The 26,268-nt window shown below is 42.8% G+C and carries 22 protein-coding genes; 11 read left to right on the top strand and 11 right to left on the bottom strand.

From position 1 onward, the window contains the following. Nucleotides 1–3: 3 nt before the first annotated feature. The 5 genes from UH38_RS04070 to UH38_RS04050 form a co-directional block, all read right to left on the bottom strand. The gene (locus tag UH38_RS04070; protein ID WP_235355060.1) at nucleotides 4–1,845 is read right to left on the bottom strand and encodes an ABC transporter ATP-binding protein; all 1,842 of its coding nucleotides are present in this window, start codon (nucleotides 1,843–1,845) and stop codon (nucleotides 4–6) included. Between the two features lie 61 nt (nucleotides 1,846–1,906). After that, a complete protein-coding gene (locus UH38_RS04065) occupies nucleotides 1,907–2,557 on the bottom strand; it encodes a hypothetical protein (protein ID WP_045053360.1) in 651 nt (216 codons plus the stop codon). Nucleotides 2,558–2,624: 67 nt separating this feature from the next. Next, complete coding sequence (locus UH38_RS04060) at nucleotides 2,625–3,296, bottom strand: hypothetical protein (RefSeq protein ID WP_045053359.1); 672 nt, start codon at nucleotides 3,294–3,296, stop codon at nucleotides 2,625–2,627. A 134-nt stretch (nucleotides 3,297–3,430) separates the two neighbouring features. Beyond that, nucleotides 3,431–4,495: a heat-inducible transcriptional repressor HrcA gene (gene hrcA / locus UH38_RS04055; RefSeq protein ID WP_045053358.1), complete on the bottom strand. Its 1,065-nt coding sequence runs from the start codon at nucleotides 4,493–4,495 to the stop codon at nucleotides 3,431–3,433. 127 nt (nucleotides 4,496–4,622) lie between these two features. Further along, entirely contained in the window at nucleotides 4,623–4,979 is a 357-nt protein-coding gene (locus UH38_RS04050; RefSeq protein WP_045053357.1) for a rhodanese-like domain-containing protein, read from the bottom strand. 133 nt (nucleotides 4,980–5,112) lie between these two features. Here UH38_RS04050 and UH38_RS04045 point away from each other — a divergent pair, with 133 nt between their 5' ends. The 3 genes from UH38_RS04045 (at nucleotide 5,113) to cysE (ending at nucleotide 8,628) form a co-directional block, all read left to right on the top strand. Further along, nucleotides 5,113–6,786, top strand: a complete 1,674-nt coding sequence (locus tag UH38_RS04045; protein ID WP_045053356.1) for a DUF3352 domain-containing protein — start codon at nucleotides 5,113–5,115, stop codon at nucleotides 6,784–6,786. Between the two features lie 545 nt (nucleotides 6,787–7,331). Then, complete coding sequence (locus tag UH38_RS04040; RefSeq protein ID WP_045053355.1) at nucleotides 7,332–7,823, top strand: hypothetical protein; 492 nt, start codon at nucleotides 7,332–7,334, stop codon at nucleotides 7,821–7,823. Nucleotides 7,824–7,878: 55 nt separating this feature from the next. Continuing rightward, nucleotides 7,879–8,628 (top strand): serine O-acetyltransferase, encoded by a 750-nt coding sequence (gene cysE / locus UH38_RS04035; protein ID WP_045053565.1) that lies wholly within the window; start codon nucleotides 7,879–7,881, stop codon nucleotides 8,626–8,628. An 11-nt stretch (nucleotides 8,629–8,639) separates the two neighbouring features. Here cysE and UH38_RS27060 read toward each other — a convergent pair whose 3' ends face one another. From UH38_RS27060 to UH38_RS04015, 5 genes are all read right to left on the bottom strand, one after another. Beyond that, nucleotides 8,640–8,849 (bottom strand): DUF3368 domain-containing protein, encoded by a 210-nt coding sequence (locus tag UH38_RS27060; RefSeq protein WP_200892281.1) that lies wholly within the window; start codon nucleotides 8,847–8,849, stop codon nucleotides 8,640–8,642. Nucleotides 8,850–8,855: 6 nt separating this feature from the next. After that, nucleotides 8,856–9,125, bottom strand: coding sequence for a hypothetical protein (locus UH38_RS27055; RefSeq protein WP_200892280.1), 270 nt, complete (start codon nucleotides 9,123–9,125; stop codon nucleotides 8,856–8,858). Between the two features lie 5 nt (nucleotides 9,126–9,130). Continuing rightward, entirely contained in the window at nucleotides 9,131–9,412 is a 282-nt protein-coding gene (locus UH38_RS04025) for a UPF0175 family protein (protein WP_045053354.1), read from the bottom strand. Nucleotides 9,413–9,474: 62 nt separating this feature from the next. Continuing rightward, entirely contained in the window at nucleotides 9,475–9,903 is a 429-nt protein-coding gene (gene ccmS / locus UH38_RS04020) for a beta-carboxysome assembly chaperone CcmS (RefSeq protein WP_045053353.1), read from the bottom strand. A gap of 15 nt (nucleotides 9,904–9,918) precedes the next feature. Further along, a complete protein-coding gene (locus UH38_RS04015) occupies nucleotides 9,919–11,727 on the bottom strand; it encodes an ABC transporter ATP-binding protein (protein WP_045053352.1) in 1,809 nt (602 codons plus the stop codon). A gap of 75 nt (nucleotides 11,728–11,802) precedes the next feature. Between UH38_RS04015 and UH38_RS04010 the strand changes: the two genes are divergently transcribed. From UH38_RS04010 to UH38_RS03975, 8 genes are all read left to right on the top strand, one after another. After that, on the top strand, nucleotides 11,803–12,858 hold the full coding sequence (locus tag UH38_RS04010) for a saccharopine dehydrogenase family protein (RefSeq protein ID WP_045053351.1): 1,056 nt from the start codon (nucleotides 11,803–11,805) through the stop codon (nucleotides 12,856–12,858). A 26-nt stretch (nucleotides 12,859–12,884) separates the two neighbouring features. Continuing rightward, nucleotides 12,885–13,730 (top strand): prohibitin family protein, encoded by an 846-nt coding sequence (locus UH38_RS04005; RefSeq protein ID WP_045053350.1) that lies wholly within the window; start codon nucleotides 12,885–12,887, stop codon nucleotides 13,728–13,730. A gap of 214 nt (nucleotides 13,731–13,944) precedes the next feature. Further along, nucleotides 13,945–14,409, top strand: coding sequence for a phosphate-starvation-inducible PsiE family protein (locus tag UH38_RS04000; protein WP_200892279.1), 465 nt, complete (start codon nucleotides 13,945–13,947; stop codon nucleotides 14,407–14,409). 7 nt (nucleotides 14,410–14,416) lie between these two features. After that, a complete protein-coding gene (locus tag UH38_RS03995) occupies nucleotides 14,417–14,866 on the top strand; it encodes a nitrate reductase associated protein (protein WP_045053349.1) in 450 nt (149 codons plus the stop codon). A gap of 165 nt (nucleotides 14,867–15,031) precedes the next feature. Then, on the top strand, nucleotides 15,032–15,589 hold the full coding sequence (locus tag UH38_RS03990) for a GAF domain-containing protein (protein ID WP_045053348.1): 558 nt from the start codon (nucleotides 15,032–15,034) through the stop codon (nucleotides 15,587–15,589). A gap of 374 nt (nucleotides 15,590–15,963) precedes the next feature. Then, nucleotides 15,964–19,629: an EAL domain-containing protein gene (locus UH38_RS03985; RefSeq protein ID WP_052672248.1), complete on the top strand. Its 3,666-nt coding sequence runs from the start codon at nucleotides 15,964–15,966 to the stop codon at nucleotides 19,627–19,629. Nucleotides 19,630–19,737: 108 nt separating this feature from the next. Further along, the gene (locus UH38_RS03980; protein WP_082065299.1) at nucleotides 19,738–24,174 is read left to right on the top strand and encodes an amino acid adenylation domain-containing protein; all 4,437 of its coding nucleotides are present in this window, start codon (nucleotides 19,738–19,740) and stop codon (nucleotides 24,172–24,174) included. Between the two features lie 3 nt (nucleotides 24,175–24,177). Continuing rightward, nucleotides 24,178–24,912: a 4'-phosphopantetheinyl transferase family protein gene (locus tag UH38_RS03975; protein WP_045053347.1), complete on the top strand. Its 735-nt coding sequence runs from the start codon at nucleotides 24,178–24,180 to the stop codon at nucleotides 24,910–24,912. Between the two features lie 62 nt (nucleotides 24,913–24,974). Here UH38_RS03975 and UH38_RS03970 read toward each other — a convergent pair whose 3' ends face one another. Further along, nucleotides 24,975–25,733, bottom strand: a complete 759-nt coding sequence (locus UH38_RS03970) for a HEAT repeat domain-containing protein (protein ID WP_045053346.1) — start codon at nucleotides 25,731–25,733, stop codon at nucleotides 24,975–24,977. Nucleotides 25,734–26,268: the final 535 nt, after the last annotated feature.

Below are 26,268 nucleotides of genomic sequence, written 5' to 3'. Positions count from 1 at the left end.
TATTTAGTGATATCCTGCTGCTTGCAGCGAAAACAGCCGCGCATAACGCCCATTAGCAGCCAATAACTCCTGGTGAGTTCCTTGTTCGATCAGTTCGCCATCTGCTAAAACTGCGATCGCATCTGCCATCCTCACTGTAGAAAAGCGGTGAGAAATGAGTATAGCCATTTGATGTTTTGCCAAGCTGCGGAAGCGATCGAATATTTGGACTTCAGCTTCAGCATCCATTGCTGCTGTGGGTTCATCTAGCACCAAAATATCAGCCTTAGTCCGCATAAAAGCCCGCGACAAAGCTATTTTCTGCCATTCACCGCCTGATAGTTCTTGTCCATCTTTAAACCAGCGCCCTAATTGAGTGTGAAATTTATCGGGCATTTTTTCCACAAATGGTAACGCCATGCCTTTTTCGGCGGCTGCATTCCATCTTGCTGCATCATCTAAGTGTTGCACGTCGCCAACGCCGACATTTTCACCAACTGTAAATTGGTAGCGGACGAAGTTTTGAAAAATTACCCCAATACGTTTGTGCAGCGCGTCCATATCCCAATCCTGCAAGTCCAACCCATCTAGGAGAATGCGTCCGCTACTAGGGGTATATAAGCGTGTGAGCAGCTTAATTAACGTAGTTTTACCCGAACCATTTGCCCCCACAATAGCTAGCTTTTGCCCTGGTTTTAGGTGCAGCGAGACGTTTTTTAGGGCAGGTTCCAAGCTACCTGCGTATGTAAATGAAACGTTCTCAAACCGCAATCCATCGCCAGGAATTAAGCCTTGCGTGCGCTTACCTTGGGGTTGAGGAATATCTTGTTCTAAAAACTCGTAGAGATTTGATAGATATAGGTTGTCTTCATACATCCCGCCGATGGAACTTAGGAAACTGGCAAAAGTAGTTTGTCCTTGGCGAAATACGACTAAATACATTGTCATATCGCCCAAAGAAATGCGTCCGGCGATCGCTTCGGTAATAATCCACAGATAAGCAACGTAAAAAGCAGCAGTGCTAAGTAAGCCTAGTAAATATCCCCATACACCCCGTTTTAGAGTCAAATCGCGGTCTTCGGCGTAAAGGCGATTAAATATATTCCGGTAGCGTTGCAGCAGCATCGGACCTAATTGATATAGCTGCACTTCTTTAGCAAAATCTTCTCTAGCAATTAAAGTTTCTAGATAAGTTTGTTCTCGCGTCTCTGGCGCACGCCAACGAAATAAGCGAAAAGCTACGCCAGCAAATTTAGTTTCAGCAATAAAAGCAGGTACAGCAGCCAAAATCAGCACTACTACCACCCATCCAGAAAATTGCAGCAACAAACCGCCGTAGGTGATTAGAGAAATAGTATCTTGGACTAACTTAAATGTGCCGCTAACTAAACTCAAAGGACGACTAGAAGCTTCACGCCGCGCCCGACTCATTTTGTCATAGAATTCGGAGTCTTCAAAATGAGCTAAATCCAATGTTAAAGCTTTTTCTAAAATTAAGACGTTGACTTTTTGCCCTAGTAATACCCGCAGTAAAGACTGAGAAATAGTTAACCCTCTTTGGCTACCTGCAAGAATGGCAACTATAATTGCTTCTAATCCAAGGTAAAGAAAAGCTCGATGGCGATCGCTTGCTAATCCAGATTGAGAAGCTAAAACTACACTATCAACAATTAATTTACCAATGTAGGCGATCGCTGCAGGCAATAAACCTGCAAGTATTGTCAAAATTGCTAAGACTACTGTAAGAGTGCGGCTGGTGTCCCACACCAATCCTACCGCCCTCCCACTATACTGAAATACTGCAAATACCGAACGCAGGCTTTGCCTAATTACGCTTGCAATATTTCGTTTATTTTGACTGGTCACTTTTACGCATTTCCTCAATCTACCTATATTCATAGTACACAGGTACTAAAGCGATCGCTGTTTACGCCGTATCCGCACGCAAAGTAGGACGAATGCACAGATAAAATAAAGGTCCAAACAGCGGTATCAAGGCGATTATCCAAAATAGTTGCGAGTTACTTAGCCAACCGCGACGCGCCATATCATCGCCCAGCACAGTAGGGAATAATAAGCCAAATAAGCAGAATGCTAAACTCATACCGTGAATAAAGCGATCGCTTTGAAATTGCTGGATATAGTCTGCCCAGTTTCCAGCGAATATGCCATAAACTACTACTGCGATCGTAAATAAGGTGATAGCTATACCCGTAGAGCGAGCATCTAGCAGTCGGAGAAAGCTATTTTTTTCCCCCCTAAACTCCTGATTTGCCTCGCGCAGCGCCAAATAAGGGATTAAGCCAATTACTCCCGATCCTAATGAAGCTACAGCAAAAGCCCAAAAGGGTATTTTTTGCATTCTGCCATCAAAAAACAGCAGACAACTGTATATCCCGATCCACACGCCAATTAAAGAAAATAAAGAGAGAATAACTGCGTTAACATCTCCCCACTGGAAAGTTAATATCTTTACCAGTAAAGCGATCGTTTCTGGTAAGTGGAGCGGTGGAGATAGCAGTAAGATATAGGCAATAAATCCTACCCATATTGACCATAGAGCAAATTTTCTGAGCATAAATTTGAGAGTGTAAGTAGGCTACTGCAATTAAAGCGAAGAACCTACTCAAACAACGTCAGACTAATTATGTAGATGCTGGTTGTGGGGTGGATATTTGGTTTTTTTCTGGTAGAGGCGATCGCACGCACAAATAAAACAAAGCACCAAAAAGCGGTATTAATGCTGCCGTCCAAAATAACGCTTGATTCTGTATCCCTCGACGCGCCATATCATCCCCCAAAAGTGCAGGAAACAATAAACAAAGCAAGCAAAAATCTAAACTCATAACGTGAATAAAACGGTTAGTTTGCCACTGCTGGGCAAAATCTCCCCAATTACCATTTACTAAGCCATAACTAACTAAAATTGCTGCTCCAATAAACAGTAATACTCCAGTTAGGCGAGAATCTAATATCTTAATTAACCAATTTTTTTGTCCAGGAAACTCTGCATTCGGTTCTCGCAAAAATAAGTAAGGTAAAATTGCAAAAGCTCCAACGCCAAAAGATACTAAAGCAAAAGGTGCAGCAGATATTTTTTGCGCTCTACCATCAATAAATAATACACAGCTATATATCATGGGGAACACGCCCATAATATTGAATAAAGACACTATTAAAGGATTAATGCCTTCCCATCTCCCAGTAGATAGATTTTTAATTAATTCAAATGTACCTGGTTGCTCTGGGGGTGATAGAAAGAAAGCATAAGTAACAAATCCCAGCCACAAAACTATAAATCCAATTTTTTTAATCATGCCTACTATTATTTTTGAAATTAATAAATCAAATGGGCTAACTTATTTTATAATTCGCAGCTGGTAACAAATTAGTCTATCTGTGTATTGACTTATGTTTATAGATATAATTTCTAATAACTGCAAACGCTCGATTAACTTAAAGCTTGCGATAAGTAATCAGCCGCCGCTTCAACTACTGCGATCGCCGTTTCATAATCCATCCGCGTAGGTCCCAATACTCCCACACTCCCTACAGGAACAGCACCCCGACGATAGGTAGACGAAATCAAAGTACAACTACGGATAGGTTCTAAGGGGTTCTCTGAGCCTATTCTAATCGTTACTCGTCGCTTACCTACTTCTGGTTCCTCAAAAATCAGAGGCAAAAGTTGGTCTTGTTCTTCTTCCAATAAGTGAATAATCGTCTGTACCTGCTGCAACTGAGAAAATTCTGGTTGGCGCAATACTTCCGACACACCGCGCACCATAATTTGCGTAGTAGCCGTTGGCTTGTTACGCCGAGTCAAATCTGCCAAAAAGCTTTTTAAAAAATCGCCGTAACTTTGAAACTCTCGATCCAATTGCGTCCAATCTAGTACGGCTAATTCTGCCAAACTCCGCCCGCGCAGTTGGCTATTTAGAAAGTTAGACAGAATTTGCAACTCTCGTTCTACTACTTCTGGATCGGGCTGAGTATCCTCAACAGAGGGTAATTGCATCAACGCCGATTGCGTCTCGTAGTCATCGGTAACGACAATTACCATCACCCTTCCTGGATCTACCAGTACCAGTTGCAGGTGACGCAAAGTAGTTGTATTAGTTTGCGGCATAGTAATGAGAGTAATGCAGCCGCTAACTGTTGCCAAAATTTGGGCTGCGCCATGCAACAAAGCTTCCAAACTCCAATCTTCCCATTTCCGCAAATCGTGTAAGACTTGTTCTACTTGGCGCGTTGATACGTCAGAAGGACTAATTAGATCGTTGACATAAATGCGGTAGCCAGAATCAGACGGAACTCTACCTGCTGACGTGTGGGGTTGATAGAGTAAGCCAGCTTTCTCTAATACGCCCATAGCGTTTCTAATCGTTGCAGGGCTGACACGCAATTTGTATTCTTCTACTAAAGCTTTAGAACCCACAGGTTCGGCGGTAGCAATGTAGTGGCGTACCGTTGCCCAAAGTATGTGTTGTTGTCTGTTAGTAAGCTGAACTTGCATAGTCAATTAAAAGTACAGCACAATCTAATTTAAAGATTTTGCATATAAATTCACGAATGATTTGAATTTATTTATACAAGATAACAAATAACTTATCTATATTGGTAGTGACTTATTACCTATTCTGCTAATACTGAGCAATACTATCATCTACGCGCTCTGCGTAAGCAGCGATGCCACCAGTAATATTTTTTACATTAGTAAAACCTTGCAAGCTTAACCATTGACACATTTGGGCGGAACGAATACCGTGATGGCAAAGGACTAATGTTTCGGCATGAGGGTCGAAACGAGTTTGGATTTGGGCTGCCCATTGGTCGAACTGACTTAAAGGTAGAATATCGAAACCAGGAAGATGAGCGATCGCAGCTTCCGGTATTTCCCGCACGTCAATAAGCTGTAAGCTTTCGGTATCCCCATCATTGAGACGTTGGGCAAGTTCTTCGACACTAATTTGAGCGATCGGTTGGTATTGGGCTGACATTTTCCTATTACTGGGATAATGGACTTAAGGTTTAGCGTTCCTGGAGGCTGCTATATCTCTCTTATATGGGATTGTATAGTGTTGGTTTGTTGTCAAGATAAATCGTTAGAACGGCGACCTGTGTAAATTAATTATGAATCAAAGGTCATTTTATGCTGCGATCGCAGCAACTATAATCTTTTTGCTAACTAGCATCAGCGGTTGTACCAGCAACAATTTGCTGGGTGGTAGCCAAAAAACTCCAGAAGCGGCGATATTTGTCTCCAAACAAGCGCCTTTAATGGTATCGATGCTAGTAAATCCAGAAAACTTAGATAAATTGGCGCAGGTACTAGCTAGCCCTCAAGACAGACGCAAAACGCGCAGCGAACTAAATCAATTAAAAACCAGCGTACTTGCTAACACTAGCCTCGACTACGATCGCGATGTCAAGCCTTGGGTAGGCGATGAAATTACTGCTGCTGTAACTACCCTAGATATTGACCGCGATGCTAAAAATGGGCAACAGCCAGGGTATTTAATGGCAGTAGCAACTAAAGACGCTCAAAAAAGCCGCGAGTTTTTGGAGTTATTATTTACCAAACGGGCGATCGCAGGTACAGAATTAACAATAGAACAGTACAACGGCATAAAACTAATTGGCGAAAACCCACGTCCCCAACTAAAATCGTCAAATAGCACTGCAAAAACAACCCTTTCTGGTGCAGTAGTTGGCGATAGCTTTGTTTTATTTGCCAATCATCCCCAAGTTCTCAAGGAAGCAATTACCAACGTTCAAGCGCCAGAACTCAATTTGGGTAGTTCTAGCAAGTACCAGCAAGCGCTGACGCAATTACCCGCCCAGAAAATTGGTTTAGCTTTTCTCAATTATCCTAGTTTGTCTGGTTGGAAGGAATTAGAACCACCGCCACAAACCTATGAAAGCCAAATTGTAGCTTTAGAACTAAATCGTCAAGGGATATTCGCTGAAACTACCCTTGTCGCAGCACCAGAAAAAGAAATTTTGCCTTCCCCGCCTGCATTACCGCAAAGCCCTAAGACGTTGCAATATTTACCTGCAAGTGTAAGATTAGCAATTGTTGGTAGCGATTTGAGTAAGTTGGAAAATAGTAATTTGCAGCAATTGTGGCAGCAAGTTTCGCCAGCGCTGTCTGTATCTAACTTAATCAAACAACCTGTAACTGAGATCCAACAACGTTGGGGACTTGACTTGCAATCTGACGTATTTAGTTGGGTACAGGGCGAATATGCTTTAGGAATGTTACCTAACAACGATTGGATTTTTGTCGTCGAAAAGTCACCCACCGCAGAACAAGGAATTAGTCAGTTAGATGCGATCGCGTCTACCAAAGGACTTAGCATTACACCCCTACCTTTACAAGAGCAAAAAACCTCAGCTTGGACGCAATTAACTACTATTCCAGCCGATCCTAAAAATCCAGATAAAGCTGCAATTAACCTCACAGCAAAAGTCCAAGGTTTGCATACTACTGTAGATAATTACGAGATTTTTGCAACTTCAATTGACGCAATGGAACAAGCCTTTAAAGCTAGCAAAAATGGTGCTTTAGTTAACGACGGCAAATTCAAAGCTAGTGTAAATGCGATTCCGCAACCTAATGAGGGATATGTTTATGTAGATTGGCTGGCAAATCAGCCTATGTTAGAACGCCAATTACCAGTTATTCGGCTGCTGGAAATTGCAGGTAAGCCATTTTTCAGTAACTTGCGATCGCTTACTATTAGTAGTTACGGCAACGAAGATAATCTACTTAAGGGCGGTATTTTCTTCAAACTCAACTCTTAAATAATTATTCTCCAAAGCACCAAGCTATTACTACCACTAGCAAAGCCATAGTTAGACTGCTTGGCAAGTTAAAGTTTCTAATTAATTCTAGGGGAAGTAGGACAAACTCTTGCACGCAGAAAGTACCTACGATTAGTAGCAGAATAATTAAAATAAATGGAGGCATGAAACTAAAGTATAGTTAGGGTATGGGCGTACTTACGTGCGCCTTTTTTATTCTAAGAGACTTATTTGATAGTCATCGCCTACGCGATCGCAAGTTACATCAGCTAAAAGTCCTATTTTTTAACAATTCAGAAATTTGCCCAAGTTCTGTTGTAGTTTACAAACAGGAACAACAATCGTTCAATTTCCGTCTATTTATTACCATAAATAGCTAATCGGCGGTACGAATTTTCCTTTAGCCTTTACCTTTTAAAAAAAGGTTGCTTTCTAAACAATAATGTGTGTCAGCTAAAGGTGTGTCACAGCCAAAAGCTAAAGGCTGTATGTCTTAGCTAGAGTAAAGATAGCTAAAAAATCTATTATTAATTAACAACACAGCTATGCTAAAACTTATTCGCCCCTTAACTAAATTTAAAAGCAGCTATTTGTTGGCAATAGCAAGTGTAATTATCGCCATACCTGTAGCTGCACAAAAACCTAATTTTGGTTCTGTATCATTAGCGCCTGGCTTTGCATCGTCAGCAGGTAGAGTTACAGGCTATACAGGCGGTTCTTATTCCTTATCTACTATTTCTAACCGCGATCGCAATAATAATTCTTGCATCGGCTTTGGCGATACCAATCCCGACCATATTATCAAGCTGGAAAGAGACTTTACGCGCTTAAAAGTGCAAGTAGACAGCGGCGGAAATGACACTACCTTAGTCATTCAAGGACCAAAAGACAATATAGTTGCTTGCGGCGATGATAGCGGCAACAGCAAAGATGCTAGTGTGGAAGGCACAAAGTGGCAATCTGGGACTTATCGCGTTTGGGTAGGTACGATTAATGCTGGTGAAAAGCATAAATACACTCTCTCTGTAACAGAGTAGCAATTGAGCGCTAAAATAAAAAATAATGTGTTTTACCCAAGGTGGGTATAGTAGCGTGCTATCAACACTGCAAGCTGATTTTCGCATTATCTTTGAGCGCGACCCTGCTGCGCGTAACTGGTTAGAAGTATTATTTTTCTATCCTGGTTTGCAAGCAATTTTGTTGCACCGTGTAGCTCACTTTCTCTATCGCCTTGGTATCCCCTTTATCCCGCGCTTTATCTCATTTATCGCCAGATTCGTCACTGGAATTGAGATTCACCCTGGCGCAACTATAGGCAAAGCATTTTTCATCGATCACGGGATGGGTGTTGTAATTGGGGAAACAGCGATCGTTGGTGACTACGTGCTACTTTATCAAGGCGTTACCCTTGGCGGTACGGGAAAACAAAGCGGGAAGCGTCACCCCACATTAGGTAATAACGTTGTCGTTGGTGCTGGCGCTAAGGTACTAGGTAATATTGAAGTTGGCAGTAATGTCAGAATTGGTGCGGGTTCGGTGGTGCTACGAGATGTACCATCTAATTGCACAGTTGTAGGCGTACCAGGAAGAATTATTTATCGTTCTGGCGTAAGGGTAGATCCGCTAGAACACGGCAGTTTGCCAGATTCGGAAGCGGAAGTGATTCGTGCTTTGTTGGATCGGATTGAAATGTTAGAACAACACGTGGAAAATCTCCAGCAGCAACAGTCATCTTCTCACGCTGTGATTTTGCAGGCAAAAGATGTTTCGGACAAAATTGCTTCAAGTTGTCAGATTAGAGATAAGGCAATTCAGCAGTTTTTTGATGGTTCGGGAATTTAAGTCAACTAAACTCATAACTCTTTTTGCTGGTATTGCTGTAAGAGCGATTGAATTAACTTTGATGAAGCTCGAAATGTAGTTTGTTGCAAACGAGCGATCGCCTCTGGAAAATCTAGCAAATTTTGCCTAGCTGCTTCATCTAAAATGCCAAGCACTCCAGTAACTATCAGCTTACGAGACTTGGCAATCTTTCGGGCTGCTAAATCGTCGATGACAATCAAATCTGCTCAGTATTTTTCGGCTAACGCAATTGCGGCTCTTTCACCTACATCTAGGTCGTTTAAATCGTTTTCAGATGGAATATCTACTGGTTGAACTACTAACCATTGGGGAGACTGGCTAATCCAATCTCGTACTACATTGGGCGCTCTTTCATTGGACAACTCATATTGTACGGCTTGGGGAATCAACACTTGCCCATACAAACGGTTTAGCAGATTTATCTCTCCAATTAGCAATAGATAACAAATAGGCGAAGTGTCCGCAACGACAATCATATAAACTACTTCAACTTTCCCGATTGTCGCAATTGCTGATGAGCAGAACGATCCTCCGCAAAATCAGCTTCATCGTAATGTAAGTACACGCCCTTCTCTTGCAAAAACGCATCGACCTCTAAGCGAGTAGCCATACTCAGAAGTTCCCGCACTTTACCAGCACTAATTGAGCCTTCTTGGTACGCAGCGATCGCAATCGTTTCTAGCAGTTTTCGCTCTAGGCTACCCCACTTTGTTTCTAAAGTATGAGCGACATCATCTGGCAAAGCAATCTGAAGAATCCGCATAATTGATGTTTATTTTAATTATATTTACTCGCCCAGTGCGATCGCCTCAAACCCCAAAACTACTAAACTTTAATTTGCTCGAACATCCGCTTTTCTAACAACTCAACTAAGGCATTCATATCTGCTGCTAATTGTTCGTAACATATAGGTGGCGGTGGTTCTGGTGCAAATTGGATGAGTTTTAGCTGACTGTTACCAACGCCAATCATGACAACTTCTTTTTCAGCTTGATAGTTGTCTACTACTCCCAAAATTTCCTGAATGTGATTATCGATTTTTTCGTTGAGTTTTTCTAACTCTTGTTTGGGACAAGCGATAAAATGTGGCGTTGGCTTAAGATCGATTAGTAATACCTCTTGGCGATCGCTATTTGTCTGCCAAAACCCCCAAGCTAAGGCAGCTAATTCTTGCTGGTTTGCTTTGACAAATCTATTTAACTGGTAACGCCAGTTGTTTTCTTCCCCATCGGGTTGATTGTTACCAAACATCATGCTGCAATTGTTCCGTTACTGCTCAATATATTTCAAACCAGATTGTACGCGCCAAAGGCTAGCATAAATTCCCTGTTGCTCTAATAGTTGCTCGTGAGTTCCTTGTTCTACTAATTTGCCATATTCCATTACATATATGCGATCGGCATTGCGGACTGTAGAGAGACGATGAGCGATCGCAATTGTTGTCCGATTGACGGTAATTTTCTCTAAAGAGCGCTGAATAGCAGCTTCAGTTTCATTATCTACTGCCGATGTTGCTTCATCTAAAATCAAGATAGGCGGATTTTTTAGTACAGCACGAGCGATCGCAATTCTTTGTCTTTGTCCGCCTGATAGCTTTTGTCCTCTCTCCCCTACAATCGTCTCATAATCTTGGGGCAGTTCGGTAATAAATGTATGCGCTTCTGCTACTTTAGCTGCGGCAATTATCTCATGCTCGGTTGCGTCAGGACTACCGTAAGCAATATTTTCCGCTACCGTACCGTGAAATAAAAATACATCTTGACTAACTAAACCAATATGCGATCGCAAAGAGCGCAAATTCCATTGGCGCAACTCAATTCCATCTAAAGTTATAGTTCCCGATTGCACCTCATATAGCCGCAATAACAGCTTGACTAACGTACTTTTACCGGAACCTGTAGAACCAACTATAGCGATTGTTTTTCCCGCTGGAATATGTAAAGACAGGTTTTCAATTACTGGGTGGCGGTCGTTGTAGGCAAAAGTTATATTATTTAATGCAACTTCACCTCGTACAGAGGGTAAGGAAACATTACCTGTATGAATAGCAATCGGCGTATCGAGTAAATTCATTACCCGCGTAGTAGATGCCATTGCGCGTTGATATTGGTCGAAGGTTTCGCCTAATCTAGTTAAGGGCCACAATAAGCGCTGAATGAGAAATACCAACGTACTGTAAGTACCTACAGAAATATCGCCTCTGACTGCTGCCAAACCGCCATATAAAAGTAAAGCCGTAAAACCAGCTAAAATAATCATGCGAATTAATGGTACAAAAGCAGCACTAAGTGCGATCGCATGGCGGTTACTTTGCCGATAAGCATTACTTTCTTTTCTTAGCCTAGCCGCTTCATACTCTTCGGTAGTAAAGCTTTTAATTGTAGTAATACCTGTAAGATTATTTGTCAGTCGCGCGTTGAGCAAACTTACTTTTTCCCGTACAACAGCATAACGCGGCGCTAATAGGCGTTGAAAAGCCACAGCACCCCATAAGATAAATGGCATTGGTAGCATCGCCATCCAAGCTACGCTAGGAGCCAAAATAAAGAATGCACCGCCAATAATTATTACTGTGGTTGTAACTTGAATCAAGTCATTTGCACCTACATCCAAAAATCGCTCTAGTTGGTTGATGTCATCACTCAAAATCGACATCAAACCGCCAGTGCTGCGTTCTTCAAAATATGCAAGTTCTAATTCTTGCAAATGCTGATAAGCATCTAAACGCAAGTCGTGCTGAATATTTTGCGCCAAATTGCGCCACGCACGCGCAAAAGCATACTCAAACACTGATTCTAGTATCCAGACAATTACCGTCAAAATAGAGAGAATTAAAAATTGCTGGAAGACATCGCGGATTCCAAAACGGGCAATAATTGAATCTTGTTGCTTGACTACTACATCAACCGCAATCCCGATTAAAGCTGGTGGTGCGAGATCGAAGAGTTTATTGAGAACTGAGTAGATACTTGCTAGCCAAATTTGCCGTCGATAGTTGCTGCTGTAGTTGAGTAGACGTTGAAGCGGTTGATTGGAACGAGTTGCAGCTTTGGCTGAGTGCTTTTTGGGCGATCGCATGAGAAACTGTAAGCAAACGTAGAATACTTAAGATCGTAGTAGTTAAAACTAAAAATAGTTGCGACGATAATATATATGTCTGCAAAATTTTTGTTGTACGGTGCTAATGGCTATACAGGTAATTTGATTGCTAGGTTAGCTGTAGAGCGAGGATTGCGCCCAATTTTAGCAGCACGCAAGCCAGAAAAAATTGCTCCTTTTGCCAGCGAACTAGGGTTAGACTATCGTGCTTTTGCTTTAGATGATGAAACTGCTATAGATGCAGCTTTGGCAGATATAACAGTAGTTTTGCACTGTGCTGGTCCATTTTCCCAAACTTCCGCCCCAATGGTTGCTAGTTGCTTGCGAACTCAAACGCATTACTTGGATATTACAGGCGAAGTTGCCGTATTTGAGGAGGTTGCATCTCAAGATACCGCCGCAAAAGCAGCAGGCGTAATGTTGCTTCCTGGGGTTGGCTTTGATGTCGTACCTTCTGACTGTCTAGCCGCACATCTCAAAAGACGATTGCCAACTGCAACGCGGTTGGCGCTAGGATTTCAAGCACTAGGACGAGTTTCTAGAGGCACTGCCAAGACAATGCTAGAGGCTCAAGATCGAGGAGGTCTAATTCGTAGTAATGGAGCTTTGACCCCTGTTCCTGCCGCTTTTAAGACTCGCTCTATTGATTTTGGACAAGGGGCGGTGCAGGCAATAACAATTCCTTGGGGTGATGTCTCTACAGCTTTTTACAGTACGGGTATTCCTGATATAGAAGTCTATGCTGCATTTGGGACATTTATGCGTGTAGGCGCGATCGCACTTCGCTATCTTGGCTGGTTGCTGAAACTACCAGCCGTACAGAATTTACAACAAAGTCTAATTCAAAACCAACCCCCAGGACCTACGGAAATTGAACGTTCTCAAGGTAAAAGCTATTTATGGGGAGAAGTAAAAGATACTACAGGTAAACGATTGGTATCTAGGTTGCAATGCTCAGAAGGTTATACACTTACAACTTTAACTGCTTTAAAAGTCGCCCAAAAGGTACTAGCAGGAGAATATACTTGCGGATTTCAAACACCATCTTTGGCTTATGGTGCAGACTTCATTTTAGAATTTCCTGATGTTGTGCGGGAAGATATAGATTGAGTGGTTAGCAGTTGGGGAAGCGAAAAGTGAAAGACGATCTTCAAAATTGGCAAGGTATAGTTGGAGGTGCGATCGCTGCTATAGTCCTGTTGATTGCTCTCAACAGTTTTATTATCATCAACCCAGGTGAAGCGGGAGTTTTGAGCATTTTGGGTAAAGCTAGAGATGGAGCGCTATTAGAAGGTATCCATATCAAGCCGCCTTTTGTCTCTGTGGTTGATATATACGATTTGACAGTCCAAAAGTTTGAAGTTCCAGCACAAAGTTCTACTAAGGATCTACAAGATTTATCAGCTAGATTTGCAATTAACTTTCGTCTCGATCCTACTCAAGTAGTAGAAGTCAGAAGAAAACAAGGTACTTTGCAAAATATTGTCTCCAAAATTATTGCTCCCCAGACTCAAGAATCATTTAAAATTGCCGCAGCGAGAAGAACTGTAGAAGAAGCAATTACCAAAAGGAACGAACTCAAGCAAGATTTTGACCAAGCTTTGGGCGATAGATTAGATAAATACGGCATCCTGGTATTAGATACAAGTGTTGTTGACTTAACATTCTCCCCAGAATTTGCCAGAGCAGTCGAAGAAAAGCAAATTGCCGAACAACGAGCGCAAAGAGCGGTATATGTAGCGCAAGAAGCCGAACAAGAAGCGCAAGCAGATATCAACCGAGCTAAAGGTAGAGCAGAAGCACAAAGATTATTAGCGGAAACTCTTAAGGCACAAGGAGGACAGCTTGTTTTACAAAAAGAAGCTATCGAGGCTTGGCGAACGGGTGGCGCACAGATGCCCAAAGTTTTAGTAATGGATAAAGACTCTAATAGCAGCGTACCATTTCTATTTAACTTAGGTAATATCCAAGAGGCTAACTAACTTGGCTTTGAGGCTGCACGCTAGCACAGCAGAAACAAGCACTTGCCTATCTACAAGAAACCTCTTGCATAAGTTCGTAGTTTGATAGATGAGGTAGAAAAAGACCCTATTGCCTGCCTTTGCATGAAGTCTAAGCTATCAAAAATCTATTGTTTTGTTAGCCCTAATCTAGTATTCTCATCATAATCTTGCTAATTATGGCAGATCTGAATATATGCCCATCAAAAACTTACTTAGGCAAATAACAGCAGCAGGTAGAGATGAAAACTTCTTAAACTTAGTTCACATCTTAGAGGGGGTTATCTCCAAAGTCCTCTCTATTGCCATGTTGATTGTAATTATAGTTTCTGTAGTAGACCTCGCTATCTTATTATCTAAAGAGCTATTTAGCGAACCAGTTGGTTTTTTTGACACCACATTAATTGAACTTTTTGGATTGTTTTTAAATATCTTAATTGCATTAGAATTATTAGAAAATATCAGCGCGTATTTAAAAAAGCATATTATTCAAGTAGAACTTGTTATAGTTACTTCATTAATTGCAGTTGCTCGTAAACTGATTATTTTAGATTTAACCAAAACTTCGGGTATTCAGCTTATTGGACTTGCGATCGCAATTTTTGCTTTATCTGTTAGTTACTGGATTGTACGTCGCAGCAATACTAGACAATCGCCTTAAAAAAAATATGGTATTTTTTCAATTTGAAGCAGATTTTGTCGATAACCTCCGCTGTATCCCTATGCAAGTACGTTTTAAGCTAGATACTTGTGGAATCAAGCTCAAGCTAAGTGACTGGAATTGTTTTAGCCCTAGCGAACGTCAAGTAGTTGTAGAACACCCCTGCACTACACCAACCGACATTCAAGCTTATCGAGACTTGCTGCAACAGCTAGTAGAAAAGTATGCAGGTGCTAAAGCTAAAGAATTGGAGGTATCAGCAAATCCAGCTTGGTTAGAGAGCGATCGCATTCCAGCAGATTTGCAAATCAAGGCTGAGGAAATTGGTGCTAAAATCAGCTTGCAACAGTGGATAGCATTAACACCTTTACAACGTTTTGCCTTAATTAAACTCAGTCGCCCCAGTCATGAAAATAAAAATTTTCTCCCTGCGCTGCAAGAATTTCACCTGATTTGAAATTTATTGCCGCAAAGCGGCAATTCGCGCATTAATGCTTCATATATGCATGAATATAGGGGATTGGAACAATAAGATACGCATTTTGTTTATCAATTAATAAATTAAGGGGCTTGTAAGTTTCTTAAATTACGAATTACGAATTATTTAGTCAGCAGACTTAATATGAGCCAGAGCAAAGCAAAAACTAATCAGCTACAAACAATCGAGACGGCTATTAGGGAAGCATCAGATTTTCAGGATGCATTGCAAGTTACGCTCCAAAAAGTTTGTGAATCTAGCGCTTGGGAATATGGAGAAGCTTGGATTCCTACTTCAGACGGTATTTTAGCACTTAGCCCAGTTTGGTATAGCGACCCCGATATAGAAGCCTTAGAGAAATTTCGCCTTTGTAGCGAAGCATTTATTTTATCTGCAAATACAGGATTGCCAGGTAGAGTTTGGTCGTCAAAGCAGCCAGAATGGATAGAAGATGTCGGAGCTACATCAGAAACATACTTTTTACGCAATCAAATTGCTAAAGCTTGCAGCGTGAAGGCGGGATTTGGCATACCAATTACTACTAATGATGAAGTTATTGCAGTAATAGTCTTTTTTATGCGCCAAGCTCAGGCAGAAAATCCACAATTGATTGAGCTTGTCAAAGCTGCAGCTACTCAGTTAGAGCAAATCTTACTGCATTCGAGCGTTAGCGATCGCTATTCATCTACTGAGAATATCTAAAGATTTGATGTAGAGATAGTATCAGTGTATATTATGATACTTCAGTTTTGTTAAAAGTTTATAAATAACTGGTCTAAGTTTACACTATTTTTACTTAAAGTTTAAGCGACAGATAAATATCAGGAAAAATACTGGACATTAGGAAAAAAATCGCAAAATAGCGGTTGAAAGTCTGTAATTGTACCAATTGCGGCTGTCTCAAAATGTTTGCTACAAAGCTAATGTAGGTAGCTAAAGATGGCATTCATTAGCAGAACTACTCTAAATCTAAAAATAAAAAACTAGCAATGTTCGTACAGCTAATCTGTATGAGTAGAAAAAATTATACCTAGATTTAGCTTTTATTGCCTGTTTGATATATGTAGCGAGCCATAATGTCTATAAATTTTTCTAACTTAGGTAGAGCGTTAAAACTAAATACTGTTGCCAAGGATAGACAACACCCTGCAATGCATCTACAGCGGAGCTTGGGAGTCTTAGAAACTTGGGGTTTTGGTCTTACAGGTCATGTCGGCTGGATTGGTACAGCGCCAGTAATTCATGCTGCTTTAGGACCTAAAGCAATATTTGTGTGGCTACCTGGAGTATTTGTCTCCGTAGTGCTGAATTTGCAAGTGCAGCGCTTGGGAATGTGCTGGTCTAATATGGCAGGTGGTACGCCCAATTATGCGGCGCGATTATTAAGTAAATATCCATTATTAGCTCGCTATACAGCAATTGGTTACTTTCTCGGTTGGGTAGCGGCTCCGGCTGTGTATGCGATCGTCCTAACGGACTTAATCAAAACAAGTTTGGAATATTCAGGTATTCCTTGCCCAGAAACAGCTTTAAAATTTGGCTTTACAGCGATCGCTTTTATTGTCGGCTTGAGCGGAACCCGCACATTAGGAATTCTCCACTTATTTTTTGTTGTCCCTGCTGTTGTCTCCCTACTTGCCTTTTGCATCCAAGGCATCGGTTGGTTAGCCATATCTCCTGAAAGCCCTGGTTTTTTTCCTACCGAGCTTTCAGTTCCTAGCTTTAGTGAATGGGCAAAGTGGTTTTTCATCTCCACCTACTCAGTTTACTCTTGCGAAACTGCTTCTTCCTTTGTTGCCGATAGCCGCAAACCAGCTAAAACTACCCAGTTTCTTAAATTTGCTGCTTGGCTAATTCCAGTAGTTTTCTTAGGTGGTTCTTGGGTATTGATGCAGCTAGCAGACGGGCAAGTAGGCGATAACTTATATCTCAACTTATTGACAGCAGCTACACCATTTTGGGGTAAATCAGCCTCGTTTATTATTACTTTATTAATTTCCTTTTGTTGTCTGCTTAGTTGTGCAACTACAGTTTCTAATACCTCGCGCATTTTGTATCAATTGTCCTTAGATGGACATCTCTCCCCGCTCTTTGCTGTTGTCTCCAGACGCGGAGTTTTGGGGCCAGCTTTGCTCTTTACTTTTATTCTCAGCATTCTGTGTCTGGCGATCGGCAATTTATCTCACGTCGTGATGGTTACAGGCACAGGCTATCTAATCTCAATCATGGGCTTGCATTTGGGGTTGTGGTTGCGTCGGGGTAGCCCCGAAGTATTGTGGTCTAACTGGTCTTTGGGCTTCTTGCTTGTAGAGATTGCAGTTTTGCTCGTCGGGGGACTTACCTGGGGCTGGCAAGAGCTAGTTATTGGCTTACTTTTGCCTCTAGCAATTTTGGCTATCGATCGGGTAATACGCCGCGCTAAATTGCCCGTGTTTCAGCCCCAGTGGTGGATTAAGCTTTATTACAGTAGGAGCAAAGTTTATCATCAAGACTTTGTCTTTCTCCAAGTAGTAGTGCTGCTGCTCTTAATCTGTAGTTCTGCTGGTATTGGCTGGTTGTTTAGCTATGAATTAGTTAAATCTGCATCTCAGCACAGCTTAGACCTGTTAGTGGTGTTGCTAGTAACGCTCTCCTTTGTGGGAGTTGCGATCGCTTGCTGGACTACTTTACCGCAAATCTCCAGTATCGATGATGCCCGCGAACAAGCTGAAAATCTATTTAACAATGCTCTAGATTCTATTGTGGTGGTGGATGACACTGGCGTAATTGTCAAAACTAACCCTGCTGCCGCTGCTCTGTTAAATATGTCTGGTGAGGCTTTGGTTGGACAACACTTACAAAGCTTCTGCTCGCATTTAGTTGGTATGCCCAAGCAGTGGTCTAGCCGCAGCGAACAAACTTTATTTTCCCATACCGACAAATCCCGAATTCTTGAAGTATCTGTTTCTGGAAACTCCAATCAAACGCTCCAAGAATACACAATAATTTTGCGCGATGTTACCGAGCGCAAGCACGCAGAAGCCCTGCGCGAAAGCGAAGAACGTTATGCCCTAGCAGTCCGAGGTGCAAATGATGGGCTGTGGGATTGGAACTTGCAAACTAACGAAATTTATTACTCGGTGCGTTGGAAGGCGATGCTAGGTTATCAAGAAGACGAAATTCAAAACAATCTCTACGAGTGGCTCAACCGCGTTTATGCCGACGACTTAGAACAAGTCAGAGTAGAACTATCCGCTCATTTGGAAGGATTGACACCTTACTTTGAGAACGAACATCGTTTGTTGCATAAAGATGGCACGTACCGTTGGATGCTCAGTCGCGGGCAGGTAGTACGCGATGCTGCAGGTAAAGCTTACCGCGTTGCTGGGTCGCAAACTGATGTTACAGCAAGAAGAGCCGCCGAACAGCAATTGCTTCACGATGCCTTGCACGATTCATTGACAGGTTTATCCAATCGCGTTTTGTTCTCAGACAGGCTAGCTCACGTCCTCTCCCTTGCCAAACGCCGCCGCGACTACAACTTTGCCGTTCTTTTTATCGATTTAGACAGGTTTAAAGTTATTAACGATAGCTTAGGACACTCTATTGGAGATCAGTTACTCAATGCGATCGCCCAAAGATTAAGAGTATGCCTGCGAGCTAGCGATACTTTTGCCCGTCTAGGTGGAGACGAGTTTGCCATTCTAATTGAGGACGTGCAGAATGAAGAAGATGCAACTTATGTAGCCGAGCGGATCGGTCAAGAGTTGAAGTTACCCTTTAACCTCAGCGGACACGAAGTATTTGCCGCCGCTAGTATTGGCATCCTCTTAGGCTCAAACGACTACGATCGCCCAGAAGAACTCTTGCGCGATGCCGATACAGCCATGTATCGAGCCAAAGCCCAAGGTAAAGGCTGCTACGAAGTCTTCAACATCGATATGCGCGATCGAGCGATCGCTCAATTGCACCTAGAAAACGATTTGCGCCGAGCGGTAGAAAATCAAGAATTTCAGTTGCACTACCAGCCGATAGTATCCCTCAAAGATCAAACTGTTACTGGATTTGAGGCGCTAGTCCGCTGGCAGCATCCCCAAAGAGGACTGGTTTCACCAGCAGAGTTTATCCCTGTCGCCGAAGATACAGGACTAATTGTTCCTTTAGGCTGGTGGGTGCTTAAAGAAGCTTGTCGGCAAATGCGGGCTTGGCAGTTGCAGTTTGTAGTTGAGCCACCTTTAACTATCAACGTCAACTTATCAGGCAAGCAATTTACGCAAGTAAATTTAATTGAGAAAGTGCAACAAATACTCCAAGAAACAGGTTTAGCTGCTAGCAGCTTGAAGTTAGAAATCACTGAAAGCTGCGTTGTTGAAAATATCAAATCTGCAGCAACCATGCTGTCAAACCTGCAAGCTTTGGGTATTCAAGTAGCTATTGATGACTTTGGCACTGGTTACTCTTCTTTAGCTTATTTACATCGCTTTCCTGTCGATACGTTAAAAATTGACCGCTCGTTTATCAACGGCTTAGACGGTGATGGAGTGGAAATCGTCAGAGCAATAGTTAACCTTGCCTGGAACTTGGGAATGGAAGTAGTGGCTGAAGGTGTAGAAACCGAACAGCAAATAACCCAACTCAACGCTCTTAAATCCAGTACCAGTCAGGAATATTTAGGGCAAGGATATTTATTTTCTAAGCCTTTAAATAGCGATGCCGCTACAGCCTTAATGTCAATCGGGCTTGATTGCAAGGCAACAAATTAGATCGCGCATATCGATCTTATAGAAATTGAGACAGCAAATAACTTGTCGCTCTCATCTACAGCTTACAACTACAAATTTTTCTATCTACAAATACTAGGGAATACTTCAATGCATAACTCTACACGCCACGAAAATACAGATACACAACAATCATTAGATTTATCGCTATTGAGCCAGCGCGAAGTCGAGCAACTATTAGGAGAATGGAATAACACTCAAGTTGATTATCCCCAAAACATCTGCATTCATCAGTTATTTGAAGCACAGGTAGCCAAAAACCCGCATAAAGTCGCTGTCAGTTTTGAAGGCAAACAACTGACTTACGAGCAACTAAATCAAAGAGCAAATCAGTTAGCCCATCACCTGCAAACGCTTAATGTCAAACCTGACGTAATGGTAGGAATTTGCTTAGAGCGATCGCTTAATTTAGTCATCGCTCTATTGGCAGTCCTCAAAGCTGGCGGCTCATACGTGCCATTAGATCCAGCTTATCCATTAGATCGCTTGGCATTTATGCTAGAAGACTCGCAAATGCCTGTACTAATTACTCAAAGACAGTTCCTCACACGGCTACCCGAACACCAGGCAAATGTTGTGCTATTGGGCAGCGACGAACAATTATTCGCTCAAGCTAGCGACCAAAATCCGCGCAGCAATGTAACTGCCGACAACTTAGCTTATACAATCTACACTTCCGGTTCTACTGGCAAACCCAAAGGCGTACAAATCGAACACAAAGCTGCAGTCAACTTTCTCTATTCCATGCGTCAGCAACCAGGAATGACACAGCAAGATACGTTACTTGCTGTAACTACAATCTGTTTTGATATTGCAGCTTTAGAAATCTACTTGCCCTTAATTGTAGGCGCTAGCGTTGTCTTAGTCAGCCGCGAAGTGACGCTCGATCCAGTGCAGCTAGCCCAAAGCATCGAGCGATTTGGGGCAACAATTATGCAAGCAACTCCCGCAACTTGGCGATTGCTCCTAGCATCTGGTTGGCATGGCAATAAACAACTAAAAATTCTCTGCGGTGGCGAAGCCCTCAGTAGAGGACTAGCAAATCAGTTATTAGCCAAAGTTGGTTCGCTATGGAATATGTACGGTCCTACAGAAACTACTATTTGGTCGCTAGTTGCCCAAGTCAAACCTGGCAAAGAAGCAATTTCTATTGGCAGACCAATTGCCAATACCCAAATATATTTAATCGATCACCTGTTGCGCCGCAAGTCAGACCCAATCAAGCCTGTCCCCGTCGGCGTACCTGGAGAACTGTACATTGGCGGCACTGGTTTAGCACGCGGTTACTTCAACCGCCCAGAAATGAGCCAGGAAAAATTTATTCCTAACCCCTTTAGCGACGATCCTGATGCCCGCCTTTACAAAACTGGCGATTTGGCTCGTTATCTACCAGACGGCACAATTGAATTTATTGGCAGAATTGATAACCAAGTCAAGATTCGCGGCTTCCGCATTGAGTTAGGAGACGTTGAAACTGCGATCGCCTCTCATCATACCGTCAGAGAGTCTGTAGTCATTGCTCGTGAAGATTTATCTGGGGAAAAAAGTTTAGTTGCCTATGTAGTGCCAGAACTACAGTTGCCAGAATCGTCGCACGAAACTAACAACGAGCGGGCTATGCAGTGGCAAGAGATTTGGAACGCTGCGTACAAAGAGCCTACACAGATGGTAGATCCGACATTTAATATCAATGGTTGGAATAATAGCTATACAGGTTCGCTCACGCCCATGCAGGAAATGCGCGAGTGGGTTAACTATACCGTCAAACGAATTTTAGCTCTGCAACCCAAGCGCTTGCTAGAAATTGGTTGCGGTACGGGTTTGCTACTGTTTAGAGTTGCTCCTTACTGCGATCGCTACATGGGGACTGACATCTCTGCCGAAGCGGTAAACTATATCAGCAAAAATTTGCAAACCAATCCTCAAGATTGGACTCAAGTTCAACTGGCAAATCAAGCTGCTGTAGAATCATTAGCAGCGCAAGCACCAGGTTCTTTTGATACAGTAGTGTTGAATTCGGTAGTCCAATACTTTCCCAGTATGGACTATCTAGTGCAAGTCTTAAAAAGCGCCGTAGAAAAAATCCAGCCAGGCGGTCGCATTTTTGTTGGCGATGTCCGCAGCCTGCCATTATTAGCTGCTTTCCATACCGCCGTGCAACTGCATAAAGCTCCTAATTCTTTAACTACCAGCGAGCTACAACAGCGCATTCAAGAGCGCATGGCGCAAGATAACGAACTATCTATTGCTCCAGAGTTCTTTACAGCTTTAGCTGAGCATATACCGCAAATTAACAACGTTGAAATTCAACTCAAGCGCGGTCAGTATCGTAACGAGCTAAATCAGTTCCGTTACGATGTAGTGTTGCACGTTGGAGCAGAGGTTAGCCCTGCTTTACCTACATGGCAAGATTGGCAGCACATGACAATTCCAGCAATTCGCCAACTATTATTAGATGCAGAATCCGATGTTGTCGGAATTGCCAATATTTCTAATCCACGAGTTGCATTCGAGGCAAAAGCCGTAGAATTACTTCATCAAAATAGCGGCATAGCTACAGTAGGCGACTTGCGTGCCGTTTTGGCAGAAGTTGAATTTAATCCTATAGGTATCGATCCAGAAGAATTCTGGAACTTAAGCAACGAACTGCCATATACCGTCTATATCAATTGGTCAAGCGGCGTTAATGGCAATTACAATGTTGTTTTCTACAAGCAAGGCGATCGCCACAGTCAAGCGCTCCCAGCTTTTATCCCAGCAATACCTACTCAAATCAAACCTTGGAGTGCTTATGCTAATACGCCTGGAGTAGCACAAACTACTAATACTCTCATACCTCAATTGCGTACTTTCTTAACAGAAAGCCTGCCTAGCTACATGGTTCCCAGCACTTTTGTTGTCATCGATAGTTTGCCACTGACACCCAATGGTAAAGTCGATCGGCGATCGCTACCTGCTCCCCATCGCTTCCGCCCCGACATAGGGCAATTTGTTGCCCCAACCAACTCTGTTGAGGAGCAATTAGCGCAAATTTGGATCCAAGTTCTTGGTGTAGAACCAATAGGAATACACGATAATTTCTTCGATTTGGGAGGACACTCTTTACTCACAGTCGAGTTACTTAGCCGTATCAAAGCAACTTTTCAAGTAGATTTGCCGCTGCTGTGTTTATTCAAAGCACCAACTATAGCTGGACTTGCTAAAGCAATTGATGTTGCTAGATGTTTGGGAGTAGACGCTACTATTGATAGCACCACTAGCATTGATTTGTACGCCGATGCTAACCTAGATCCGACGATTTGCCCTGGTTCGATTGCTTATCAGCTTCCTAGCGAACCAAAACAAATTTTCTTGACTGGAGCTACTGGCTTTTTGGGAGCTTTCTTGCTGGACGATTTACTCAAGCAAACCCAGGCAAATATTTATTGCCTAGTCCGTGCTGCTAGCTTAGAGGAAGGCAAGCAGAAAATCTGCAATAACCTCACGCGCTACCTACTTAGCGATCGCAAGCTCGATCCGAGAATTATTCCCGTCCTGGGAGATTTGTCCAAGCCGTTCTTCGGGCTAGCGGAACAACAATTTAGACAGTTGGCTGGTATGCTCGATGTTATTTATCATGCTGGCGCATCTGTTAACTTAATTTATCCTTACACTGCGCTGCGTGCAGCTAATGTTATTGGTACTCAAGAAATTTTGAGATTGGCTGCGTCAATCAAAATCAAGCCCGTACATTTCATCTCTACTCTTGATGTCTTCCAAGCCTCAATGTACGCTCAGGCAAATCAAATCTGGGAAGCAGATGAATTACCAAGCTGTGAAGGACTTAGCGATGGTTATTCTCAAAGTAAATGGGTAGCAGAGAAGTTAATGATGGCAGCACGCTCTAGAGGTCTACCTATCTGTATATACAGACCAGGGATGATTACAGGACACAGCCAAACAGGTGCTTCTAAAACTGATGACTTGGCGTGTAGAATGATTGAGGGTTTTGTCTACATGGGTAGCGCTCCAGATTTAGATGTAAAGCTCAGTCTCACACCTGTAGATTACGTCAGCAGCGCGATCGTACATTTGTCTAGGCAGCCATCATCTATAGGTAAAGCTTTCCACTTAGTCAATCTTCAACCACTGCCTTTAAGCGAACTAATAGCGCAGATCGACAAGTTTGGTTATTCAGTCCAGCAAATGGCTTACGATCGCTGGCAAGTCGAATTAGTTAATGCCAATTCTGAAGATAATGCTTTAAGTCCAATCGCTTCTATGTTTACAGAAAAAGTAACTGAAGCTCAACAAACTTACTTTGAATTATCCTCAATGGTGTTGCAAGTCTTCGACTGTCAAAATACTCTTGCTGGAGTTGCCAATAGTGACATTGCTTGTCCTACTTTAGACGGGCGCTTGCTCTTTACCTACTTATCTTACTTGGCGCGTAGTGGCTGTCTCAAGCGTGCAACTCAAAATCGCGTCTTGGCCCCTTCATCAGGTATGGCTATAGAGAATAGCGACAGCTTGATTGAGGTAAGCTAGGCAATGGTCACAAGCAAGGTCGATCTCATGTGGCAAATGCCACCCCAAAAATTATCGCTTTCCCAAAGTGAAGTTCATATCTGGCGCGTTTTCCTCGATCGCCCAGCAGGATCGATTAACCAGTTGGCACAAACTCTGTCTGCTGACGAGTATGCGAGGGCTGAACGCTTTTACTTCGAGCGGGATAAAAATAGATTTATCGTTGCTCGCGCTGCACTCAGAGCTATTTTAGGTAGCTATTTGAGTATTGCCGCCGACAAAGTACAGTTTTGCTACGGACATCGTGGCAAACCAGCTTTAGCCCAAACTCACGCTCAATCTAGGCTGTGCTTTAACTTATCTCATTCCGAGGAACTAGCTGTATGTGCAATAACGCGCGATCGCGAAGTTGGAGTTGATGTCGAATTCATCCGCCCGATTACCGAAGCCGAACAAATTGCCAAACGCTACTTTTCAGCGCGAGAAAATGCTAGCTTTCAAGCACTGCCAAATAGCGACAAGCAAGCTGGCTTTTTCTACCACTGGACGCGCAAGGAGGCATACCTAAAAGCTGAAGGAGAAGGCTTAAGTGCCAATTGCGATCGCTTTGATGCCTCGGTAGCAAGCGAGGAGGCAAAAATTCAGGGGACAGGCGATCGTTGGTTCCTCCAAGGCTTTACGCCTGCTCCTAATTACATTGCCACAGTAGCAGTAGAAGGCAAAGGCTGGGAGGTTACTTATTGGCAGATCCCCCTGTAGTCCCCCTTATCCCCATAGCACCTAAAGCCCACTCAAAACTGGTCACTGGTCACTGGTCACTGTTAAAACCAGCCTTCTTGCTCTAACGTCTCAATCAGTTGCAAGCCGCGCGGATCGCCTACTCCCAAAAGGGCAGCTTTGGCATCCTCGCGCACTCCCAAGTCTTCGTCTTCAGCAAAAGCTTGAATTAAAGCATCAATAGCTGTAGCGTAAACAACGTTAGATGGCAATTCACGGCATAGCTGCCCAATAGACCAAGCGCAGTTGCTTCGTACCGCTGCTACGCGATCGCTGACCAAAGCTTCAATTAGCGGTGGTATTGCTCCTAAAACTGCCTCATAGCTTACGCTTGCCATTTGAGCAAGAGCGCTAGCTGCCCACAGGCGCACCGCAGGAATATCAGTTTTCAATGCTTCTGCTAAAGGTACTAACGAGCGGCGATCGCGACAGTTGCCTAAAGCCCAGACTATCCCTTTACGGACATAACCATTCCAATCTTTATTTAGCTGGGCGATCAGTGGTTCTACAGCATCGGGGTGGGGGTTGCGTCCAATGGCGTAGGCTACGCTGACCCTGACTAAAGGACAAGTATCGGTCAATAGATGAATCAGATGGGGAGTAGCTCGTTCGTCCTCTAATTCGCAAAAAGCTCGTGCTGCTAGCATCCTTTGTTGGGTTTGCGGATCTTCTAGTAGCGCCAACATTGCATCCGGATTTGGTCTAGAAGCCTCAACTTCCGCAGTTAGGGGTTCTAGACGATCGAGGGGACTTTCTAAATCGAATTCCCCATCAAGTAGGCTTAAATCTTCCTCGTCATACATAATACTTAAGCTACCACTACCTAGCCCCTACAACTGAGTTTCTCTAACAATTCTCGCTCAAATTGTCCCTACTAGCTGCCGCAAAGCGGCAATTCGCGCATTCGCGCATCAATGGACCCTGCCTTTAGGCGTGGGTTTGAAACAAGGATGCTATGCATTTTTTACCTTCTCTGATAATAAATTAAGAGAGGCTTGAAACTTAAATGAATTAATTATTAATTTTTTGTAGTGCGCGAATTACGAATTATTTTAGTCAATCCTTGAAAAAACAGCAGTAATTATTAGAGCTAAGTTTTCTATAATTTGTGACTAAAATCTTAGCTTATGCATATCAATAAAACAACTTATACTTAAGTATTCTTATCTTGTCTAGCATTTTAAAATACCAATATAAGCAATGCTGAATATTTCTTAGAGCCTGTTTCTAAACAATTATGAATGGTTCGGTTTCAGCTTCGCCAAGCGACGCAACATGGTGTGAATCATTGCGCCATAAATCATTGCCTCACTCATTTCCACTAGCAGCTCATAGTCC

The sequence above is a fragment of the Aliterella atlantica CENA595 genome (genome assembly GCF_000952155.1).
Taxonomy (GTDB): Bacteria; Cyanobacteriota; Cyanobacteriia; order Cyanobacteriales; family Chroococcidiopsidaceae; genus Aliterella; species Aliterella atlantica.
The sequence above is the reverse complement of the archived record's forward strand: the minus strand, read 5'-3'. Positions and strand labels throughout refer to the sequence as shown.

Bases quoted from the DNA above. Each gene is read 5' to 3' on its own strand.
- UH38_RS04065 (WP_045053360.1), bottom strand. From the start codon at position 2,557: ATGCTCAGAAAATTTGCTCTATGGTCAATATGGGTAGGATTTATTGCC.
- UH38_RS04060 (WP_045053359.1), bottom strand. From the start codon at position 3,296: ATGATTAAAAAAATTGGATTTATAGTTTTGTGGCTGGGATTTGTTACT.
- hrcA (WP_045053358.1), bottom strand. From the start codon at position 4,495: ATGCAAGTTCAGCTTACTAACAGACAACAACACATACTTTGGGCAACG.
- UH38_RS04050 (WP_045053357.1), bottom strand. From the start codon at position 4,979: ATGTCAGCCCAATACCAACCGATCGCTCAAATTAGTGTCGAAGAACTT.
- UH38_RS04045 (WP_045053356.1), top strand. From the start codon at position 5,113: ATGAATCAAAGGTCATTTTATGCTGCGATCGCAGCAACTATAATCTTT.
- UH38_RS04040 (WP_045053355.1), top strand. From the start codon at position 7,332: ATGCTAAAACTTATTCGCCCCTTAACTAAATTTAAAAGCAGCTATTTG.
- UH38_RS27055 (WP_200892280.1), bottom strand. From the start codon at position 9,125: ATGATTGTCGTTGCGGACACTTCGCCTATTTGTTATCTATTGCTAATT.
- UH38_RS04025 (WP_045053354.1), bottom strand. From the start codon at position 9,412: ATGCGGATTCTTCAGATTGCTTTGCCAGATGATGTCGCTCATACTTTA.
- ccmS (WP_045053353.1), bottom strand. From the start codon at position 9,903: ATGATGTTTGGTAACAATCAACCCGATGGGGAAGAAAACAACTGGCGT.
- UH38_RS04015 (WP_045053352.1), bottom strand. From the start codon at position 11,727: ATGCGATCGCCCAAAAAGCACTCAGCCAAAGCTGCAACTCGTTCCAAT.
- UH38_RS04010 (WP_045053351.1), top strand. From the start codon at position 11,803: ATGTCTGCAAAATTTTTGTTGTACGGTGCTAATGGCTATACAGGTAAT.
- UH38_RS04000 (WP_200892279.1), top strand. From the start codon at position 13,945: ATGCCCATCAAAAACTTACTTAGGCAAATAACAGCAGCAGGTAGAGAT.
- UH38_RS03995 (WP_045053349.1), top strand. From the start codon at position 14,417: ATGGTATTTTTTCAATTTGAAGCAGATTTTGTCGATAACCTCCGCTGT.
- UH38_RS03990 (WP_045053348.1), top strand. From the start codon at position 15,032: ATGAGCCAGAGCAAAGCAAAAACTAATCAGCTACAAACAATCGAGACG.
- UH38_RS03985 (WP_052672248.1), top strand. From the start codon at position 15,964: ATGTCTATAAATTTTTCTAACTTAGGTAGAGCGTTAAAACTAAATACT.
- UH38_RS03980 (WP_082065299.1), top strand. From the start codon at position 19,738: ATGCATAACTCTACACGCCACGAAAATACAGATACACAACAATCATTA.
- UH38_RS03975 (WP_045053347.1), top strand. From the start codon at position 24,178: ATGGTCACAAGCAAGGTCGATCTCATGTGGCAAATGCCACCCCAAAAA.
- UH38_RS03970 (WP_045053346.1), bottom strand. From the start codon at position 25,733: ATGTATGACGAGGAAGATTTAAGCCTACTTGATGGGGAATTCGATTTA.